The organism is Bacillus sp. ABR, from assembly GCF_056172715.1.
Map to the genome: position 1 here is coordinate 350,011 of NZ_JAOYSL010000003.1, position 21,214 is coordinate 371,224.

At 43.8% G+C, this 21,214-nt stretch carries 21 protein-coding genes and 1 riboswitch; of the genes, 1 reads left to right on the forward strand and 20 read right to left on the reverse strand.

The features are described from left to right. The 11 genes from rlmN to OIT90_RS11900 form a co-directional block, all read right to left on the reverse strand. Entirely contained in the window at positions 1–1,083 is a 1,083-nt protein-coding gene (rlmN, locus tag OIT90_RS11850; RefSeq protein WP_024424208.1) for a dual-specificity RNA methyltransferase RlmN, read from the reverse strand. Positions 1,084–1,086: 3 nt separating this feature from the next. Next, positions 1,087–2,430, reverse strand: a complete 1,344-nt coding sequence (rsmB, locus tag OIT90_RS11855) for a 16S rRNA (cytosine(967)-C(5))-methyltransferase RsmB (protein WP_039178451.1) — start codon at positions 2,428–2,430, stop codon at positions 1,087–1,089. Then, on the reverse strand, positions 2,417–3,370 hold the full coding sequence (fmt, locus tag OIT90_RS11860) for a methionyl-tRNA formyltransferase (protein WP_059375060.1): 954 nt from the start codon (positions 3,368–3,370) through the stop codon (positions 2,417–2,419). Before fmt ends, rsmB begins: the two co-directional genes overlap by 14 nt. 5 nt (positions 3,371–3,375) lie before the next feature. Continuing rightward, entirely contained in the window at positions 3,376–3,858 is a 483-nt protein-coding gene (def, locus tag OIT90_RS11865) for a peptide deformylase (protein WP_039178446.1), read from the reverse strand. Between the two features lie 15 nt (positions 3,859–3,873). Next, positions 3,874–6,282 carry a primosomal protein N' gene (gene priA / locus OIT90_RS11870; protein ID WP_474892588.1) on the reverse strand — a complete coding sequence of 803 codons (2,409 nt, stop codon included), beginning with the start codon at positions 6,280–6,282 and terminating at the stop codon, positions 3,874–3,876. Further along, positions 6,279–7,496: a bifunctional phosphopantothenoylcysteine decarboxylase/phosphopantothenate--cysteine ligase CoaBC gene (gene coaBC / locus OIT90_RS11875; protein WP_474892589.1), complete on the reverse strand. Its 1,218-nt coding sequence runs from the start codon at positions 7,494–7,496 to the stop codon at positions 6,279–6,281. Before coaBC ends, priA begins: the two co-directional genes overlap by 4 nt. A gap of 117 nt (positions 7,497–7,613) precedes the next feature. Then, positions 7,614–7,817 (reverse strand): DNA-directed RNA polymerase subunit omega, encoded by a 204-nt coding sequence (gene rpoZ, locus OIT90_RS11880; protein WP_003211647.1) that lies wholly within the window; start codon positions 7,815–7,817, stop codon positions 7,614–7,616. A gap of 3 nt (positions 7,818–7,820) precedes the next feature. Continuing rightward, positions 7,821–8,435 (reverse strand): guanylate kinase, encoded by a 615-nt coding sequence (gene gmk, locus OIT90_RS11885; RefSeq protein WP_024424214.1) that lies wholly within the window; start codon positions 8,433–8,435, stop codon positions 7,821–7,823. A 9-nt stretch (positions 8,436–8,444) separates the two neighbouring features. After that, positions 8,445–8,714, reverse strand: a complete 270-nt coding sequence (gene remA, locus OIT90_RS11890; protein ID WP_008344898.1) for an extracellular matrix/biofilm regulator RemA — start codon at positions 8,712–8,714, stop codon at positions 8,445–8,447. A gap of 76 nt (positions 8,715–8,790) precedes the next feature. Further along, a complete protein-coding gene (locus OIT90_RS11895) occupies positions 8,791–9,666 on the reverse strand; it encodes a YicC/YloC family endoribonuclease (RefSeq protein WP_058837724.1) in 876 nt (291 codons plus the stop codon). A gap of 83 nt (positions 9,667–9,749) precedes the next feature. Beyond that, positions 9,750–12,425, reverse strand: coding sequence for a calcium-translocating P-type ATPase, SERCA-type (locus tag OIT90_RS11900; protein ID WP_474892590.1), 2,676 nt, complete (start codon positions 12,423–12,425; stop codon positions 9,750–9,752). Between the two features lie 165 nt (positions 12,426–12,590). On the opposite strand from OIT90_RS11900, the gene OIT90_RS11905 reads away from it, so the two are divergent. Continuing rightward, positions 12,591–14,300, forward strand: a complete 1,710-nt coding sequence (locus OIT90_RS11905; protein WP_341083712.1) for an Rqc2 family fibronectin-binding protein — start codon at positions 12,591–12,593, stop codon at positions 14,298–14,300. Positions 14,301–14,334: 34 nt separating this feature from the next. Here OIT90_RS11905 and OIT90_RS11910 read toward each other — a convergent pair whose 3' ends face one another. The 9 genes from OIT90_RS11910 to pyrE form a co-directional block, all read right to left on the reverse strand. Continuing rightward, complete coding sequence (locus OIT90_RS11910) at positions 14,335–14,838, reverse strand: precorrin-2 dehydrogenase/sirohydrochlorin ferrochelatase family protein (RefSeq protein WP_047202134.1); 504 nt, start codon at positions 14,836–14,838, stop codon at positions 14,335–14,337. Beyond that, positions 14,819–15,604: a sirohydrochlorin chelatase gene (locus OIT90_RS11915; protein WP_474892591.1), complete on the reverse strand. Its 786-nt coding sequence runs from the start codon at positions 15,602–15,604 to the stop codon at positions 14,819–14,821. Before OIT90_RS11915 ends, OIT90_RS11910 begins: the two co-directional genes overlap by 20 nt. Positions 15,605–15,678: 74 nt before the next feature. Beyond that, on the reverse strand, positions 15,679–16,434 hold the full coding sequence (gene cobA, locus OIT90_RS11920) for a uroporphyrinogen-III C-methyltransferase (RefSeq protein ID WP_047202132.1): 756 nt from the start codon (positions 16,432–16,434) through the stop codon (positions 15,679–15,681). Positions 16,435–16,463: 29 nt separating this feature from the next. Then, positions 16,464–17,057, reverse strand: coding sequence for an adenylyl-sulfate kinase (cysC, locus tag OIT90_RS11925; protein WP_039178419.1), 594 nt, complete (start codon positions 17,055–17,057; stop codon positions 16,464–16,466). A 14-nt stretch (positions 17,058–17,071) separates the two neighbouring features. Beyond that, positions 17,072–18,208, reverse strand: a complete 1,137-nt coding sequence (gene sat, locus OIT90_RS11930) for a sulfate adenylyltransferase (RefSeq protein ID WP_039178416.1) — start codon at positions 18,206–18,208, stop codon at positions 17,072–17,074. A 57-nt stretch (positions 18,209–18,265) separates the two neighbouring features. Next, positions 18,266–19,330 carry an inorganic phosphate transporter gene (locus OIT90_RS11935; protein WP_039178413.1) on the reverse strand — a complete coding sequence of 355 codons (1,065 nt, stop codon included), beginning with the start codon at positions 19,328–19,330 and terminating at the stop codon, positions 18,266–18,268. A 13-nt stretch (positions 19,331–19,343) separates the two neighbouring features. Beyond that, positions 19,344–20,045 carry a phosphoadenylyl-sulfate reductase gene (locus OIT90_RS11940; RefSeq protein ID WP_047202129.1) on the reverse strand — a complete coding sequence of 234 codons (702 nt, stop codon included), beginning with the start codon at positions 20,043–20,045 and terminating at the stop codon, positions 19,344–19,346. 45 nt (positions 20,046–20,090) lie between these two features. Further along, positions 20,091–20,195 carry a DUF2292 domain-containing protein gene (locus OIT90_RS11945; protein ID WP_369810469.1) on the reverse strand — a complete coding sequence of 35 codons (105 nt, stop codon included), beginning with the start codon at positions 20,193–20,195 and terminating at the stop codon, positions 20,091–20,093. A gap of 116 nt (positions 20,196–20,311) precedes the next feature. After that, a riboswitch (SAM riboswitch) is annotated at positions 20,312–20,414 on the reverse strand. A gap of 161 nt (positions 20,415–20,575) precedes the next feature. Next, positions 20,576–21,214, reverse strand: coding sequence for an orotate phosphoribosyltransferase (pyrE, locus tag OIT90_RS11950; protein ID WP_039178408.1), 639 nt, complete (start codon positions 21,212–21,214; stop codon positions 20,576–20,578).

The following is a 21,214-nucleotide window of genomic DNA, read 5'->3' on the forward strand; positions in this document are numbered from 1 at the left end:
TCACCTCGTCTCTTCCTGACGCTCCTTCGCTCTAAGCTGACCGCAAGCAGCATCAATATCATGGCCTTGCTCTCGTCTAATCGTTACGTTTACGCCGCGTTCTTTCAGCGTTTTTTCAAATAGGAAGATTTGTTCTCTCGGTGTTCTAACATAATCCCTTTCCGGTACATAGTTCACCGGAATGAGGTTCACGTGGCACTTGATTCCTTTTAATAAGTCTGCAAGCTCTTCTGCATGATGAACTTGATCATTTACTCCTCCAAACAGGCCGTATTCAAAGCTGACACGTCTGCCTGTTTTTTGAATGTAATATTCAATGGCTTCCATTAATTTCGGCAGCTTATATGCCTTATTGATCGGCATAAGACGGCTTCTGATCTCTGTGTTTGGTGCATGCAGGGAGACAGCAAAATTGATTTGCATTTGCTCATCAGCGAATTGATAGATCTTTGGAATGATTCCGCTTGTCGACACTGTAATATGACGCGCGCCAATATTTAAGCCGTTGTCATGGTTGATGATTTTAAGGAAAGCGAGCATTTCGTCAAAGTTATCAAACGGTTCACCAATTCCCATGATGACAACCGAGCTGACTCTCTCATCTGTTTCGTCAAGTGCCTGCTGCACTTTCAATACTTGAGCAACGATTTCTCCTGCTTCAAGGTTTCGTTTTAACCCGCCAAGTGTAGATGCACAGAATGTACAGCCAATTCGGCAGCCAACCTGAGTTGTGACACAGACAGAGTTTCCGTATTCGTGGCGCATCAACACTGTTTCAATGGTATAGCCATCATGTAATTCAAATAAAAACTTGATCGTTCCGTCTTGAGACGTTTGTTTGATCACGGTTTTTAATGTGGTGATCGCAAATTGATTTTTTAATTTTTCTCTTAAATCCTTTGAAAGGTTAGACATATCATCAAAAGATGTCACACGTTTCTCATAAAGCCACTCGAAAATTTGAGCTGCGCGGAAAGGCTTTTCGCCTTGTTCTTTTAACCATTCTTTCATTTCGTGAAGCTCAAATGAGTAGATCGACGGCATTTCTGTCTTCAGTTCTTTTCTTACTTTTTGTTCTGTCATTTTTTATCCCTTCTTTCTCATGCTGCAAATAAAGAAACCATCTGTTCCGAAATAATGAGGAAGAATTTGTACACTTCCGTTTTGAACAAACGGAGCAACCTGCTCAGGCAGCCGTTCATTAAGAGATAGATCGGGTTCGAAGTCTTGGTGTTCTTGTAAAAACGCATGAATCACTTGTTGATTTTCTGTTGGATCCATTGTACATGTACTGTATACAAGGGTTCCGCCCGGTTTTAAAAGCGGGGCCGCTTCCTTTAAAATGGCCTGCTGGATAGCTGCAAGCCTTGCTGAGTCTTCTTGTGACTTTGTATATTTCATATCTGGTTTTCGTCTAATGACGCCAAAACCGGAACACGGCGCATCAATGAGAATGCGGTCAAACGAAGCTTCGCTGTAATAGTCTGCCGCTTTCCTTGCATCAAGTGCTTTTGCCTCAATGTGAGTAAGGTTCAGACGTTTCGCTGCTTGTTTGATGAGTTTCACTTTATGTTCATGTAAGTCGAGTGAAACAATTTTCCCCTCATCATTCATACGTTCTGCAATATGTGTTGATTTTCCGCCAGGAGCCGCACAGGCGTCAAGCACCGTTTCTCCCGGCTGAGGGTCAAGCGCTCTTGCAACAAGCATCGAGCTTTCATCTTGTATCGTAACATAGCCTTCTTGAAAAGAAGGGGTTGAGACGATGGACCCTTTCATGAGCTTAAGTGCATCTTCAGATAAGTCGCCAAGCTCCGTTTCGATGCCTGCATCCATTAGTTTTTGCTGCAGTGCCGTCCGGTCAGTTTTCATTCGATTGACGCGAAGGGTTTGCTTTGGCGGGACTAAATGAATGCGGCACATGTTTTCTGCCGCTTCAAATCCGTACGCCTGAACCCATTCCTGCACAAGCCATAATGGGTGGCTTGTCTCAATGGACAGCCGCTTTACTGGATCTTTGATCGCATCAAATGACGGAACGCCTTCTCTTTGTACGGAACGAAGAACACCGTTCACAAGTGAAGAAATGCCTTTGTGCCCGCGCTTTTTCGTTAGCTCGACAGCTTCATGAATGGCTGCACGATCTGGGATTTTTTCAAGGTACACCATTTGATAAAGTGACATCCGTAAAAGCTGCATCACCCACGGAGCCACCTTTTGCGGTTTTTTCACAAAGGGCGCAAGCATATAATCTAATGCCAGCTTATTTTGCAGTGTACCATACACAAGCTCTGTTAACAGCGGTTTGTCCTGGTCAGCTAAGTCTTTATCTTTCATGACTGACTGCAAAAGCAAATTACTGTAAGCTTGGTTTTGTTCGAGTTTGATTAAAGCGTCCAGCGCTACTTCTCTCACATTACTTTTCTTCATTCATTAACCCTAATTTCTGCCCAATTTCGATATTTGCGCCTCTTAAGAAGTCTTCGCCGCTCATTTTTTTCTTACCCGCTGGCTGCACACCTGTTAATAAGAGGCCTTGCTTATTCCCCGTTCCAATGACCGGACCTTCTTTTTGAAGCTCAATCACTTTCCCAGGTTCTTCTTGCGCTTGCAGCGGAACCTTTTTCGCTTCCCATACTTTTAGATGAGCACCGTTCCATTCAGTATAGGCAACTGGCCATGGATTTAGCCCGCGAACTTGGTTGTAAAGCTCTTCACCGGTTTTTGTCCAGTCTAATCTTTCTTGCTCCCGCTTAATATTTGGCGCGTATGTGGCCGCTTCTTCATTTTGCGGAATCGGAGAAATAGACCCGCTCAGAACATTTGGCACCGTATCTTTTAGAAGTGCGGCACCAGCTGTACTTAATTTGTCATGCAGTGTTCCAACATTGTCTAATTCATCGATTTCCACTTCTACTTTACTGATCATGTCACCTGCATCGAGCCTTTCCACCATGTACATGATCGTAACGCCTGTTTTCTTTTTGCCTTGAAGGATCGCATAATGAATCGGCGCGCCGCCTCTTAGTTCTGGCAGGAGCGAGGCATGAACATTGATACAGCCAAACTTAGGTTCATCGAGTAACCGTTTAGGTAGAATTTGTCCAAATGCCGCTGTGACGATTAAATCCGGCTCTAATGCAAGCACTTTATCAATTTCTTCATCTAGGCGTACCTTTTCAGGCTGCAACACAGGAATGCCGTGTTTTAAGGCTTCCACTTTCACAGGAGGCGGTGTGAGCACTCGCTTTCTTCCTTTCGGGCGGTCTGGCTGCGTGACGACCCCTACCACTTCGTATCCTTCTGTTATCAGTGTTTGCAGCACAGGTACTGAGAAATCAGGGGTTCCCATAAATACGATACGTGCCATTTTCTTCACCCTTCCATTTCCGCAAGTTCTTTTTCTGTATAGGTTTCAATGATTTTTGACGTAAATAAAATGCCGTCTAAATGATCAATTTCGTGCAATAAAGCTCTTGCTAAAAATCCATCTGCTTCTATTGTAAATGGTTTGCCTTTCTTATCAAAGGCTTTTACCTTCACATAGTTCGGTCTCTCTACAGTACCGTATAAGGATGGAAAGCTCAGGCAGCCTTCAATATCTGTTTGGCTTCCTTCAACTTCAAGCACCTCGGGGTTCACTAAATCAATTCTGCCAGATTCTTCTCCAATATCTACAACAGCGATTCTTTTTGAAACACCGATTTGTGGTGCTGCTAGTCCAACTCCATCCAGCTCAAGCATTGTATCATACATATCATCCAGCAGTTTTTTAAGCTTTTTATCGAACGTATCGACACGCTCTGTCTTTTGTTCAAGCACTTCTGCCGGATGTATGACTATTGGTTTTACTGCCACTTATAGCCCTCCGTTTTACATCATCATATATGGATTCATATCTATTGAAATCATCAATTGTTTTTGTTCCATTTCCTTTTGATAATGGTCTTGTATTTTCCGTAGTAAACTTGCCAGTTCATTTTCCCTTTTGTATTTTATCACGCATTGATAGCGATATCTATCTTTGATCTTAGCGATTGGTGATGCAGCCGGACCAAGGATTCGAGTATTCGGTGCACAATACATTTTTAGGAACTGGACAATTTGATCAGTCACATGTGCTGCCTTCGTCACTTCTTCGTGTGACACTGTCACCATCGCCAAAAAGTAATACGGCGGATAGGACTGGTGGCGGCGATGCAGCATCTCCTGTTCATAAAAGGCTTCGTAGTCATGCTGCTTCGTTAATTCAATACTATAGTGAGAAGGCGTATACGATTGAATAATGACCGAGCCCGCTTTTTCATGTCGCCCTGCCCTGCCGCTGACCTGCGTGAGAAGCTGAAATGTTTTTTCACTTGAACGGAAATCAGGGATGTGAAGGGATGTATCCGCACTGAGAACACCAACAAGTGTGACATCTGGGAAATCCAGTCCCTTTGCAATCATTTGCGTCCCGAGCAAAATGTCCGCTTCTTTATTGCCAAAAGAGGTAAGAAGCTTTTCATGAGCACCTTTACGAGACGTTGTATCCACATCCATTCGGATGACTCTTGCCTCTGGCAGTACTTTTGTCAGCTCTTCTTCTACACGCTGCGTCCCCGTACCAAAATAGCGAATATGCTCACTGTGGCATTCTGGACATTCAGCAGGTACTGGTGCTTCGTGACCACAATAATGGCACTTCAGCCGTTTTTGATAGCGGTGATAGGTGAGAGAAATTTCGCAATGAGGACATTGCTCTACATATCCACAATCACGGCACATGACAAAGGATGAATAGCCTCTTTTGTTCAGAAATAAAACGGCTTGCTCTTTTCTTTCAAGCACTTCCTTTAACCTGAGCATTAATTCCTCTGAAAACATGGAGCGGTTGCCATTTCTTAGTTCTTCTCTCATATCAATTAACGAAACGTGCGGCAGCTGCTGCTGGTTGACGCGATGTTTGAGCGACAGCAATGTATAGACGCCTTTTTTCGCACGTGCATAGGTTTCAAGTGAAGGTGTTGCACTGCCTAATACGACTGGACATTGATGCCGCCCTGCTCGTTCAATGGCGACATCCTTGGCATGGTAACGAGGCATTTCTTCTTGTTTATAAGAGGATTCGTGCTCTTCATCTATAATAATCATGCCTAGATTTTCAAATGGAGCGAAAACAGCAGATCTTGCGCCAACGACAAGCTTGACTTCCTTGCGATGGATTTTCCGCCATTCATCATATTTTTCTCCTGTCGATAAGCCGCTGTGAAGAACGGCCACATTTGAGCCAAATCGTTCTTTAAATCGCTGCACCATTTGAGGGGTTAACGAGATTTCAGGAACTAAAACGATCGCTTCTTTTCCTTTTTGAAGAACATGATCGATTGTCTGCAAGTAAATCTCCGTTTTGCCGCTTCCTGTCACTCCGTGCAAAAGAAAAGTTTCGTGCTGATCATCACTCACTGCTTGATGAATATGCTTGGCCGCCTCTCTTTGCTCTGGCGTGAGATCTAGTGGAGCAGATGGTGTAAACTCCCGGTCACGATAAGGATCTCGATAGATCTCTTCATAGCTTTCTGTTAACAGCCCTTCTTGAATAAAGGTTTTAAGCGTTTGAGAACTTGCGCCTGTTTGCTGCTGCAAGTCTTTCGCTAAAAAGGTTGTCTCTCCCGCTTCAAGCAGATAGGAGATCAGTGCTTTTTGTTTTACCGCATTTTTCTTTAGCTGTTGCTGTTTTTCTGCAAGTTTTTCTTTCGATACAGCCACCTGGAGCATGCGGACCTTTTTCTTTCCAGATTTTTGCGAGACATGGTATCTCACCTCTAGATGACCTTTTTGGACATGCTTTTGAATTTGTTTTAATTGTTCAGCCGGGATGTCAGCATAAAGAATGCTTTCTCGCTGACCGAAAAGCTCTTTCAATGACTGCGGAAGTTCTTCCTCTGAAAGCACTTGAATTTCTTTTTCATACTTTGCCTTCATGGCTGCGGGCAGCATCGATTGAAGTGCCGTGATATGATAGGACAATGTTTTTTCCGTCAGCCAGTGGGAAAGCTCCAATAGCTCATCTGTCAGAACAGGTGATAAATCAAATAAATCGACAATCTCTTTGATGTTTCCTGTCTTGATGTCTGTTTCATCTTTGACTTTTGTCACAAACCCTTGAATCTTCCTCGGGCCAAAGGGAACGACCACCCTCATTCCCGCTTTGACGAGATCTTTGAATCGATCTGGTACACGGTAATCAAATGGCCGGTCAATGGCTTTCGTTGTGACATCTACGATGACTTCAGCAATCATGCTCGATCACGCTCTTCTGGAAGCAGCTGTATTGCCTCCTTTAAAATTTCAAAAGCAAGGTCTTTTTTGCTCATCATCGGCAGCTCTTTTTTCGTTCCATCTGCTTTGATCATCGCTGCCACATTGGTATCTGTGCCAAAGCCTGCACCCTCTTTTGTAACGTTATTGGCGATAATCATATCTAGATGCTTGGATTCAATTTTCTTTTTCGCATAATATTCTACATCCTGCGTTTCAGCTGCAAAACCGACCAGCACTTGATGCTCTTTTCTTTTCCCCAGCTCTTTTAAAATATCTTTTGTCCGGGTGAATTCAATGTCCAGAGCGCCGTCCTGTTTTTTCATTTTATGAGCATATGTCGTGACAGGGGTGTAATCGGCGACAGCTGCTGATTTAATGACAAGATCAGCTTCTCCGTATACATCTAGCGCAGCTTGATACATCTCCTCAGCTGATTCAACGTGCACTACATGCACATGGTCAGGTTCAGTTAAAGAAACAGGTCCAGAAATCAGCGTAACATCTGCCCCCATTTGCTGAGCAGCCTCTGCGATCGCATAGCCCATTTTTCCACTAGAACGATTTGTAAAGAATCGGACAGGATCGATGACTTCACGTGTAGGACCTGCTGTCACCACGACTTTTTTTCCTGAGAGCGGTAAGCTTTTTGGCTCATCAAAAAAAGCACGGATGTGTTCAACAATTTTTTCAGGCTCTTCTAATCGCCCTTTTCCAATGTATCCGCAGGCTAAATAACCTTCACTTGGCTCAATAAACCGGTACCCGTCTTCATATAATATGCGAATGTTCCGTTTCACAGCCGGGTGATCGTACATATGCACATTCATCGCTGGAGCGATCCATACAGGCGCTGTTGAAGCAAGCAAAGTCGTCGTCAGCATATCATCTGCAAGTCCAGCGGCCATTTTACCGATTGTATGTGCTGTTGCAGGGGCAACAAGAATGAGATCGGCCCAGTCAGCTACGTCAATATGCGCAATGACTCTTGGATTGTTTTCTTTGAATGTATCCACATATACCTCATGCCTAGACAGAGCTTGGAAGGTTAGCGGAGACACAAACTCACGAGCAGATTCCGTCATAATCACTCTGACATTTGCGCCTGCTTGTACGAGTTTACTAGTAAGTGCTGCTGCTTTATATACGGCGATTCCTCCGCTGACACCGAGCAAAATATTTTTTGACTGTAACATTTGATTGTCCCCCTTAACGGCCTTTTTCACAAATTCGTCTACAATTCAAAAAAGTCAAAACCAATCATAGTTTTGACTTTTTTGAACGTATCGTATCTGCATAGCAGAAGCGATGTGTTATTCTTGATCCTCTTTTTCAAATGTCAAAAGACCAGCGTCGATTTCTTCTAGTGCTTTGCCTACGAATTTGTAAGACTTTGTGTTTTCAATCTGCTGATCTTGGTGGATCTGCATTTCACGTGCACGGCGTGCAGACACTGTTACAAGTGTATATTTTGAGTCAAGTTTGTTCATCAATGAGTCAATTGAAGGATCTAACATGGTTTATTCTACCCCCAGCATTTTTTTATATCTTGGTGCGACTCTGTCTCTGCGCAGGTGTTCTGCAAGGACGATCGCTTTGATTCTTTCACAAGCAAGCTCGACATCATCGTTTTCAACGACATAGTCGTAAGCATCCATCATTTCAATTTCTTCTTTCGCAGCGGCCATTCGGTTTCGAATGAGCTCTTCAGATTCTGTACCGCGTGTAATGATGCGGTTTTGAAGTTCTGAAAGACTAGGCGGTGCAAGGAAAATAAATAGACCTTCCGGGAATGCTTCTCTTACTTGAAGTGCACCTTGCACTTCAATTTCAAGGAAAACATCTTTTCCTTCGCTTAATGTCTGTTCAACATAGTCAACAGGCGTGCCGTAGTAATTCCCGACGTACTCTGCCCATTCTAACAGCTTTTTGTTTTCAATCATATGTTCAAATTCTTCCCTGGTTTTAAAGAAATAATCGACACCATTTCTTTCACCTTCACGCGGTTTGCGTGTCGTCACAGAAATAGAGTATTCAAATTTCGTATCTTCCTGGGAGAAAATGGCTTGTCTGACCGTTCCTTTTCCAACTCCCGAAGGTCCAGAGAGAACGATTAATAGTCCTCTTTCTTTCATAATGGCGTATTACCCCTGCCCTTCATCTATGATTTCTTCTTTTACAGAAAGTCTTTGCGCGACAGTCTCAGGCTGAACGGCAGATAAGATGACATGGTCACTGTCCATAATGACAACAGCACGGGTTCTTCTTCCGTATGTAGCATCTATGAGCATGCCTCGATCTCTTGCGTCTTGTATCATTCGTTTAATCGGTGCTGATTCCGGACTGACGATCGAAATCATCCGATTCGCTGAAATGATGTTTCCAAATCCGATATTGATCAACTTTATGGTCATCTTCTTTCGTCCCCCTGTAATATAAACGTCTCTAGTCTCGCCGAAAGAGACGCACTGTAAACAGCATACACAATGACTATTCTATATTTTGCACTTGTTCTTTTATTTTTTCAATAGCACTTTTCATTTCAACCACCAGCTTTGTTAAATGGTGATGGTTCGCTTTTGATCCAATGGTGTTCACTTCACGGTTGAGCTCCTGTACAAGGAAGTCAAGTTTTCGGCCGGCAGCACCGCCTTGCAGCAAGATTTGCTGAAATTGCTGAAAGTGACTTTTTAATCTCGTAATCTCTTCTGTAATGTCGCAGCGGTCAGCAAAGATGGCAGCCTCTGTTGTCAGTCTGCTCTCGTCAAGCGCCTCACCGATCCATTCTTGCAATCGCTGATTCAATCGTTCTTTGTACTGACTCACAACCTCTGGTGCAAAGACTTTGATTTCTTCTGTATAGGCCTCTAGTTCAGAAAGCCTTAGTTCACAGTCTTTTTGAAGTGATGCTCCCTCTTGCTCTCTCATGAAGCAAAGCTCCTTGACAGCATCCTCGCAAGCTTCCATCAGCAGCTGCTCTAGCTGTTCATTTCGGCTGGCTGACTCTTCCACCTGAACGGCAAGCTCAAGCCCCAATAAGTCATGTGCATGCTGAATGCCTGAAATGTGATAGCGTTCCTCGAGGTCTTTTGCGGCTTTCATGTATTCATCAAGCAGCGGCCAGTCGATCTGTAAGGACCGGCTTGCTAGTTTACCGCCTTCAATCGTGACAAACAGCTCAATTCTACCGCGCTGCACGTGACGAAGAATGATCTTTTTTAATGTATCTTCGAAATATAAAAGCGGCCTCGGCAAACGGGCATGAACCTCTTTAAAACGGTGATTGACCGATTTTAGCTCAACTGACACTGTCAGTTCTCCATCCGTTTTACTCGCTTGGCCGAATCCCGTCATACTGCGTATCATGTTAAAACACCCAATTCTTTCATATTAATAAAATGAAAAAGGTAATAGCAGACACTATTACCTCAAAATTATACCATAATGAATTATTTTTTTCTTGTCAAAAGTGATCCTGCCAGTAAAAAAGTTGGCAGTGCAGACATCCCGATGATCAGCAGCCAATCAATTGGTGCAATCGCGACCGTTTTGAAAATTGGCTGAAGCGGCGGGTAATAAATGACCACAAGCATGAGTAAAAGTGATGACAAAACCGCACCGATCAAATAAAGGTTCCCAAATGGATTACGTTCAAAAATGGAACGTTCACTGCGGCAGTCAAATACATGAATGAGCTGCGCCAAAACAAGCGTACTAAATGCGACAGTCTGTGCATATTGCAGGTTGTTTGTATCGCGGTGATACACAAATATAAATGCCAAAAGGGTCGCAAGCCCGATGAGGAATCCTCTTGAGATGACCTTCCAGCCAAGCCCCCTTGCAAAAATGCCCTCTTTCACATTCCGCGGTTTTCTCTTCATGACATCGCCTTCTGGCTTATCCATGCCAAGTGCCATAGCCGGTAGACCATCTGTGACAAGGTTTACCCATAAGATTTGTATAGGAACGAGCGGAAGCGGAAGCGCGAGGAGCATCGCAAACAGCATGACCAAAATTTCTCCGACATTTGATGCCAGCAAATAGCGGACAAACTTACGAATGTTTTCATAAATATTTCGGCCTTCTTTAATGGCGGATTTAATGGTCGCAAAGTTGTCGTCAAGTAAAATAAGAGAAGACGCTTCCTTGGCTACGTCTGTACCAGTGATGCCCATGGAGATGCCGATATCTGCTTGTTTAATGGCAGGCGCATCATTGACCCCGTCACCTGTCATCGCTACAACATGACCATTTTTTTGATAGGCTTTGACAATTCTCAGCTTATGCTCAGGAGAAACCCGGGCAAAGACATATACATTTTCAGCCGTTTGCTCAAGCTCTTTGTCGCTCATTTGATCAAGTGCTTTTCCGTCGAGCACCTGTCCTTGCTTCGGTAAAAGGCTTAAATCTTTTGCGATCGCTTTGGCCGTTTCCACGTGATCCCCTGTAATCATGACCGTTTTAATGCCAGCATCCCGGCACTCTTTAATCGCTCGTCTGACTTCAGGACGCGGTGGATCGATCATGCCCTCTAATCCGATAAATGTTAAATCAGCTTCAGCCTGCTGTACAGAGGTGATTTTTTCTGTCAGACCGACTTTTTTATACGCAATGGCAATGGTTCTAAGCGCCTGTCTTGCTAAACCTTGAATCGCAGCTTCTGTTTCTTGCCTGTGAGTGGCTGAAAAAGAAGCTGTGCGTCCGCCTTGCATGATATGACTTGAACGGTTCATTAGTACATCCGGCGCACCTTTTGCAATGACATACCGCTCTTTTTGATTTGTTTCAACGACGACTGACATCATCTTTCTTTCTGAGTCAAAAGGAAACTCCTCAATAACATGAAATCCAGCTTCAATGAATTGCTCTGTAAAACCCGCTTTACGTGCTGCGGTAAGGAGCGCTCCCTCTGTCGGATCCCCATCCAGCCTCATCTCCCCGTCTTTTTCAACGATAGTCGATGTATTACAAAGCGCCCCGTATAATAACACCTTTTGCAGGCTTGGATGCTTGTCGGCATGGACGATTTCCCCGTTTAAGGTAAAGTCACCGGATGGCTCGTAGCCTGTGCCAGAAATATTCCACGTTTTTCCCTCTGCCCACACATGGGTCACAGTCATTTTATTTTGCGTCATGGTTCCTGTTTTATCAGAGCAAATGATTGACGCGCAGCCGAGTGTTTCCACTGCCGGGAGCTTTCTGACAATCGATTTTTGTTTGATCATCCGCTGTACCCCTAGGGAAAGGGCGACAGTGACGATCGCCGGCAGTCCTTCTGGAATCGCCGCCACAGCAAGAGATACACCCGCTAGGAACATATGATACAATTCATGTCCTTGCACTACACCAAGAACAACAACGAGCACCGTTAAAAATAAAGCAGCCACAATCAGAATTTTTCCAAGCTGCTCGAGACGCCTTTGCAGCGGCGTTTCCATATTACCTGCTGCATCCAGCATGCCAGCAATTTGTCCCATCGCTGTATTCATTCCTGTACCAATGACAACCCCTACGCCGCTGCCTCTAGTAACAAGCGTCCCCATAAAGGCCATGTTCGTCAAATCCCCGAGCGAAACATGGCCGCTTGAAAGTGGACTTGCGTGTTTGACTGCTGGGATAGACTCACCAGTGAGGGCGGACTCCTCAATTTCTAAGCTCTTTGTATCTAGTAATCTAATATCTGCCCCAATCCGGTCTCCGCTTGAAAATTTCACAATATCCCCTGGCACGAGATGTTTAGACGGGATCTTGACCCATTCATTATTTCTCCTTGCATACACGTGCGGAGTTGATAATTCCTTTAACGCTTGAAGGGATTTTTCCGCCCGGCGTTCTTGATAAAAGCCGAGTACACCATTAATCAAAACAATGGCCACAATCGCAACAGCATCAATGTATTCTCCTAAAAAGGCAGAAATGATTGTTGCAGCAAGCAAGATTAACACCATGAAATCTTTAAACTGTGCTAAAAAAATGATCAGAGCCGACGCCTTTTTTCCTTCCTGCAATTCATTTGGCCCGTGTTTTTCAAGCCGCTTTTGTACATCTTTTTCTGACAGTCCGTCACCTATCGATGTATTCATTGTTTTTAATAAATCGGTTTGGTTCAGTTCATGCCAATTCATTTGACCTCGTCCACTCCTCTTTTGTTCTCTCTCATATGCAGTGTTCTATAAGCCAGTTTATTCAGACTCGTCCTAAATCATGCTATAATAATAAGACTGCCTAAAGAACGAGAAAACGGAAGGTTCTTTCAGTAGATTTGTGTGAAAGAAGAGGGTGTATCCAACATGTCATTTGACGGCATTTTTACATATGGTATGACTAATGAATTGCAAAAGGCATTAACTGGCGGAAGGATTTCAAAAATCCATCAGCCATATAAGCACGAGCTGATTTTTCATATTCGAGCAAACGGGAAAAATCATAAGCTCCTTTTATCGGCTCATCCGAGCTATGCAAGAGTGCAGCTCACCGAGCATCAATACGATAATCCAAGTGAGCCGCCAATGTTTTGTATGCTACTCAGAAAGCATCTTGAGGGCGGCTTCATTGAACGTTTTGAACAGATTGGATTTGACAGGGTCATTGTGCTTCACGTGCGAAGCCGAAACGAAATCGGCGATGAGCAGACGCGTAAGCTTTACATTGAAATCATGGGACGTCATAGCAACTTCATTCTTGTAGAGGATGGAACGCAGCAGATCATTGATGGTCTGAAACACCTTTCTCCATCTGTAAACAGCTATCGAACGGTGCTCCCTGGTTATGAATACCTACTGCCACCTGCTCAGCAAAAATTGAATCCTTTTGACGTGACAAAGGATGATATTTTGAAGCATTTACGCTTTCAAGAAGGAAAGATCGCCAATCAAATTGTCGATACCTTCTCTGGGGTTTCCCCGCTTTTTGCAAAGGAAGCAGTACACCGGGCCGGTCTTGCCAATCAAGAAACGATCCCAAATACACTGCTCGACATGTTCCAGCTCATTCGCATGCATTCTTTTACGCCGCAGCTTACAAGAAAAGACGGGAAAGAGTATTTCTATTTATTAGAGCTTCAGCATGTCCAAGGCGAGATGAAGACATTCAACTCACTCAGCCAGCTGCTTGACCGCTTTTATTTTGGAAAAGCTGAGAGAGACAGAGTCAAACAGCAGGCGGCTGACCTTGAACGGTTTGTCGTCAATGAAAAAAAGAAAAATGAAAACAAGCTAAAAAAGCTAAAAAGAACCCTTGAAGAATCTCAGGATGCACACAAGTATCAGCTCTATGGCGAATTGTTAACAGCCAATTTATATGCGATCAAAAAAGGGGATAAAGAAGCGACTGTCATCAATTATTACGATGAAGACGGCGGAGAAATTACAATCCCGCTTAAAACAAACAAAACCCCTTCTGAAAATGCACAAGCATATTTTACAAAATATCAAAAGGCAAAAAATGCTGTAGAAGCTGTAAATGAACAAATTGAGCGAACTCATGAAGAAATTGCTTATTTTGAAGAGCTGATTCAGCAGCTGTCCTCTGCTTCTCCGAAGGATTTAGAGGAAATGAGAGAAGAGCTTGTTGAAGGAAAATATTTGCGCGCCAAACAAAAGCGTCACGCCAAAAAGAAAAAAACGGCGGCCATTCAGCTCGAAACGTATGAATCGTCCCAAGGTATTCCGATTTTAGTTGGAAAAAATAACAAACAAAACGAGCATTTGACTACAAAGGCAGCTGCTCGTGATGATATTTGGCTGCATACAAAGGATATTCCTGGATCACACGTCGTCATTCGTCACCAAGCACCTGATGAACAAACGCTGCTTGAAGCGGCTCAAATTGCCGCCTACTTTTCGAAAGCAAAAGAGTCCAGCTCCGTTCCTGTCGACTATACAAAAATCCGGCATGTGAAAAAACCGAACGGAGCAAAGCCTGGCTTTGTTACGTATGATCAGCAGCAAACATTATTTGTCACGCCTGACCAAGATCTTGTGCTCAAGCTGAGAAAATAAATAAGAAAAGCCGATAAAATCCTGACATGAGGATTTATCGGCTTTTTCTTTGTCGTTTTTTTCTTTCGATGTAAAGGGCATCAAGTGCGTCAATATCCTCTTGTTCAAGCAAGGATTCAATTGCCGCCGCCAGCTGTTTTGTCCGGGCGGGGCTTGCACCGCTTGTAGAGACTGAAATCGTCACTTTTCCTGCTTTGACAACCTTCGGCACCATCACATTGCCTAGCTCTGATTGGCTCACACAATTCACAAGCTGGTGAGGCTGTGCTGTTTGTGCAATCCATTCATTTACCGAAGGGTCATTTGTCGCAGCTACAATGAAAAATGCATCCTTCAAATCTTCAGCGTCTACCTTCTTTTCCTTCCAATTCAATTGGTATGTATCAATGAAGTGTGCCATCTCTTCAGAAAGATTAGGACTGACAACGGTTATATGGCAAGGCTCCGTGCACAGCGCCTTTGCTCTTCTTAACGCCACAGATCCGCCGCCGGCAATGACCACTTGTTTATTGGTTAAATCAAGATGGACTGGAAGCATGGCTTTCTCCTCGGAAACGAAACGCATCGTCTTTGTTTAACATGGTTTCTTGCACGCGTTCAATATAAGCTGCTTTAACATGCGGATGAAAGCCAATATACCGGCATACCCGGACATCTTTCAGCCGCTTTCTCGCCTGAGCGGCTTCACTTTCAATTTCTTTCATTAAAATTCCGGTAAACAGCAAGTAAGGAACGATATAGACAGGCCCATCATCATCTGCTGATAACTGCGCGAGAACATCTCGATAATTGGGCTCACATGCTGTGATAAAACACGGAAAAACCTCTGCATGTGGAAGCAGACTTCTGACATCGTCTGCAATGCCAAACACATCTCGCTTCACATCCGGATCAGAGCTCCCGCGGCCAATTAAAAGAATCCGCGCCCGCTCGCCTTGATATCCTGCTTCTTCAATTCTCGCGGCAACCGCTTTTGTTACTTCTTGATTCACCCCGATTGGCTTTCCATATGTGACCTTCACTTGCGGAAATCGCGCACGCACTTTCTCAATTTCGACCGGTATATCCGATTTGGCATGCATGGCAGTTAAAAGGAGGAGCGGGACGATGGCAATGTGTGTCGCTCCTTTTTTCACACAGGCCTCAAATCCTTCTTCTATAGAAGGGTCCGTCAGCTCTAAAAAACAAATTTCTTGTATATCTGCTTTCACTAACGGCATACAGCTTTTCATAAAAGAAATGGCCTTATCTTGCGCCTCTTTTACTCGGCTTCCATGCCCAACATAAAGGACAGCTTGTTTCATGCGGCTCCTCCCTCTCACTTGTTTTCATCAGACGAAAAGACACGATGTATGTACGTGTCTTTTCTCTATCATTCTCATTTCTCGATTAATGCGGGTTCAAACCAGTTCAGCTTTTGATGAAAATGAACGACATCTCCAACAACAATTAAACTTGGATGCTCGATCCCTTCTTTTTCAACGGTTTCAGACAGTGTCGCCACAGTGCAGCAAGTTGTCTTTTGCCTCGTCGTGGTTCCCCAGTGTATAAATGCAGCGGGTGTTTCTGGGTCCCGTCCATTTTTTAAAAGCAGGCGCTGCACTCTTTCCACGTTTTTGACACCCATGTAAATGACAAGAGTATCAATCCCTGTAGCCAGCGCCTCCCATTTTTCTTCAAAATGTTCATCCTTTTGATAGTGACCCGTGACAAAAGCAACATTTGAGCTGAATTCACGGTGTGTCACAGGGATGCCCGCATAAGCTGCCGCTGCAATACCAGAAGTAATTCCTGGGACGACCTCATACGGAATTCCGTGTTCAGCTAAGCATTCGATTTCTTCACCGCCGCGTCCAAAGACAAAGGGATCGCCGCCTTTCAGCCGAACGACAACGTTCCCTTCCTTTGCATGAGCCACAAGCGCTTCATTGATGGCTTCCTGTCTCATTGTATGATGATTTGGCAGCTTTCCGCAATAAATCAATTCCGCCTCTGGTTTGGCGTGGGCGAGAATGTCTTGATTGACAAGACGATCATATAAGATGACATCTGCCTGCTGTATCGCCTTATGGGCCTTTAATGTAATTAAATCTGGGTCTCCGGGTCCAGCACCCACAATGTATACTTTCCCCATCTTGCTTTTCTCCCCCTGCCATCAGGCGATTATTTCGTTGTTGCTTTTACATAATCAACAAGACGCTGTTTGGATTCCTCACGGGATAATTCCCCTGTATCTAAGACGAGCTCAGGCGCAGCTGGCTCTTCATATGGTGAATCGATTCCAGTGAAAAATGGAATTTCGCCGTTTCTCGCTTTTTTATATAACCCTTTTGGATCACGCTCTTCACACACGTTCAGATCACATTTGACAAACACTTCGTGAAATTCCCCATCTTCGACTAACTGTCTGACAATGTGGCGGTCTTCTTGAAATGGAGAAATAAAAGCAGTGATGACAATCGTACCTTGCTCCACAAATAATTTCGCCACTTCTCCGATTCGGCGGATGTTTTCTTTTCTGTCGTCATCTGAAAACCCTAGATCTTTATTGAGTCCGTGCCGCACGTTATCGCCGTCAAGAACGGTGACTTGATAGCCTTGTTCAAACAGCTCTCTTGCAGCTGCATTTGCGATCGTTGATTTACCTGATCCGCTTAAACCTGTAAGCCAGATAATGCCGCTCGTATGATTGTTTTTCTGTTGATATTCTTTTTTTGTAATAGATGCATCATGCCACACGATATGTTCGTTGCTCATGTCATACCCTCCCTTTAAGATACCGTCGTTTTTAATCCTTCGATTAATGTTTCAATGACTTCTTTTCGGCTGAACGTGCTTGGTGGTAATTCACCGTTTCTCAGCATCGTTCGAACCTTTGTACCTGAAAGAATGACATGCTCGCTTTTGTCGTGAGGACACGTTTTTGGTGTGGCCATCGCTTCACATGTATTACAGTAGAAGCTGTGTTCAAATTTTAATGGAGTAATGCCGATTTCTTCGCTTGTAAATTGATCAAATAGTTCCTGCGCCTCGTATGTGCCGTAATAGTCACCAACACCTGCATGATCTCTTCCGACAATAAAATGGGTGCAGCCATAATTTTTACGAACAAGCGCGTGAAATATCGCTTCCTTTGGTCCAGCATAACGCATTGCAGCAGGAAAAACACCTAAAAAGACGCGGTCTTTTGGATAATAACCATTCAATAACACTTGATAGCTTTTCATTCTCACATCTGCCGGGATATCGTCAGATTTTGTTTCACCGACAAGAGGATTTAAGAATAAACCATCGACCGTTTCTAATGCTGTTTTTTGAATATATTCATGCGCACGATGAACCGGGTTTCTTGTTTGGAAACCAACAATGGTTTTCCAGCCATTTTCTTTAAAATGACGTCTTGTTTCTTCTGGCTCATACGTAAATTGAGGGAATGGTTTTTCACTGCGTTTCGTCAGTGTAATTTTCCCGCCAATGTAAGTATCACCGCGTTCAAATAATTTTTTCACGCCTGGATGATTGCGGTCATCAGTTTTATAGATATTTACCGCTTCTTTTTCCTTATCTGGTGTGTATTGATCCTCTACTTCAATGACCCCATATACAGTTCCATTATAAGATAAGCGCACGATATCGCCTTGATGGATTTCCGCCGCCTTTTCTTTTGTCACTGGCAGTGTAATAGGAAGAGACCAAACGACACCACTTGCTAGCCGCATACTGCTCACAACTGCTTCATAATCAGCTTTTGTTAAAAACCCTTCAATTGGACTATATCCGCCAATTGCAATGAGTTCAAGGTCTGCAAAGGAGATCGCATCTAGTTCAATTTCCTTTGCAGCTGTGCTGAGATCATATTCTTCATTTACTCGATTAATTAATACGCCACCATGTGGTGTTAAACTCATTTGTTCATCTTCCTCTCAATGTTCATATTTATTAGATGTTAATAGTCGGATTTGTGATTAAATCCCGCCGCCCTGTTCATGAATAGAGCTGCTCTCATTTTTGACTGCCTTCATCAGACTCAGCGCACCAAGTGAGGCAAGCAGTACACTCATCATGATAAAGATAGAGTAATAGTCTCCTTTTAAGAAAAGGCTCACCAGCAAATACGATAGGCTGAGTGATAAGAAGGGTGACACCACCCACACTTTCAGCATTTTTTTCACAACATGTTTGTGAAAAATGTTTGGCCCGCCTTTTGCCATTCCAAGCCCGATAATAGACGAGGAGGTGATTTGTGTAAGCGGAACAGGCAGCCCAAAAATAGAGCTGACGATGACAAGCCCGGCACCGGTACTCGAAAGTAAAATCCCTTCGCCCGTTTGATAACGGGTGATTTTCTTTCCGTTTGTTTCTAGTACCCTTCTCCCAAGCAAAAGCGCACCAAGTGCAACAAAGATCCCGCCGTAAAGAGTTCCTTGCCCGACTGACAAAACGCCTGACGCGACAAGCGGACCGACCGCATTTGCGACATTGTTCATACCAGCTGAAAACGCCTCTAGAAATCCGCTGAGGATTAACACGACAGATAAAATAGCTGTGCCTTTTTTAGACAGCTTCCGTTTAGGGAACATTCTGATGATTTTGACGACAGCAAAGGTAAAAAGAAAGGCGAAAATCGGGATGATCACCCAAAATGCCACAATCACTAAAATGGATTTCACAAACAATACTTTATACGCGACGGCAACACCAACCACAGCCCCTACTGTGACCTCACTTGTTGATAAAGGAATCGCCATCAGATTCGCTATGAAAAGTGATAGTGCAGCAGAACCAATGATAATACAAACGATCTCAAGTGTAATGACTGATTCTGGCATAATACCAGAGCTGATCGTTTTGACGACCTCACCGCCGCCAATCACTGAACCTGCTAAAATCCCAATTGCACAAACGCTGAGCGCATAAATGGGCTTTTGAATCGCGCCTGACCCGTACGCAATGCCCATAGAAGCAGCTGCTCCGCTTGCGCCTATGTTTAAAGCAAAGAATAGACTAAATAAAATTGCGGCGATTTCCATACATTATGCTCCCTTACTCATGTAATCCGCACTCTGTCTTTGCTGTGCCTGACCATCTGCCAGAACGCAGATCATCTGCAGTAAATGCTGGCTGTGTACACGGTGCACAGCCGATACTTGGATATCCCTGGTCATGCAGCGGATTATAAGTAAGTTCTTCTCTAGATGCATATCTCCATATGTCCTTCCACGTCCAATGGATAAGCGGACATACTTTCACTGATTTGAATTTTTCATCCTTATTTAAGAAATTCGTCCCTGCTCGTTTTGGTGACTGCTCTCTTCTTAAACCGGAAAGCCAAGCTGGATAACCAGATAGGGCTTCTTGCAAAGGAATGACCTTACGCATATGGCAGCAGCTTTGAGGATTTGTTTTCCATAATTGTTCACCGTGCTGCTCATTTTGCTGTTCAACCGTCAGCTCAGGCGTTTTCAATTCAATGTCTAAACCCGGGTATCTTTCCTTTACTGCATCAATTGTGTCGTATGTTTCTTTAAAATGCAGACCTGTATCTAAAAAGACAATTTTCGCATCTTTTTTTACTTTTGCAATCAGATCAATCAGAACGATGCCCTCAATCCCAAAGCTGCACGCATATACGAGCTGGTCACCATAATGACCGTACGCCCATTTCAGTACAGACAGGGCTCCTTTATACAAATCATCTTCTTGAAATGTAATGGACGGCTCTTGCCAATTTTCATAAGTTAACATGATTTCTCCCCTTCCGGAGTACAGCTCATATTGCTTTTTTCCGCACTACTTCAATCTAATTTTTTCGTTCTTTTCCACTTGAATCACTTGACCGTCCTGAACAATTAACGTAATTGAACCGAATTTCATATCCCCAATCAGTTCTTGCATATGCTTTACTAAGTCCTCATCCTGATTTTGTTTCACTTCCATCTCCTCTTCCTCCTCACCGTTAAAATAAAAAAACTTTCTTTCAGTCCGAAAGAAAGATGAGGAAGCTCACGATTTCCTTATCTTTCAAAATAGAATCATTTTGCAGGAAGTAGCACCTTGCGAATCGCAGGTTGCCGGGTTTCATCGGGCCAGTCCCTCCACCTCTCTGGATAAGAGTTTCAATTTGTCTTAAATATTAACACAATTCAAACAAAAGTCAACCCGACTTTATTGATAGGATTAGTTTTTATTAAAATTTGAGTCTATTTTACTATTTTTACCTAAACAAAAAACTGTGCGGGCAGGCACAGTTTTTGTTAACGATGGGCTTTCACTTTTCAGACCGTTTCTTCCATCCAAGATTCAGAGGAAGGATCTTGTCTCCAGCGTTTTAGTTTGTTCATCGCAGCAGGCTCAATCGCTTTCAGTTCAAGTGCCACGTCTGTCAATGTGTCATAGTCTGTTAGAGTGACATATGGAATATTTTTTTCTTGAAAGGCTGCCGCTGCTTTTGGCAGTCCGTATGTGAAGATCGCGGCAACTCCTAGTACCTCGCAGCCCTCATCTTGAAGAGCAGCGACCACTTCAAGTACACTGCCTCCTGTGGAAATAAGGTCTTCTACAACGACAACCTTTTGGCCTTTTGATACGGCCCCTTCAATTTGATTTCCTTTTCCATGTGCTTTCGGCTTACTTCTGACATAACACATCGGGATGTTCAAGCGGTCTGCTGCTAATGCCGCATGAGGAATGCCTGCTGTTGCAGTACCCGCGACAACCTCTGCTCCCTTGAAATGAGTGAGAATCAAATCTTTTAGACCTTCAGCAATGTCGTGTCTCACTTCTGGATATGACAATGTCAGGCGGTTATCACAATAGATCGGTGATTTTATACCGCTCGCCCATGTAAACGGTTCGTCTGGTTTTAATGAGACCGCTTTGATTTGTAATAGATGTTTCGCGATTTTTGATTTCAT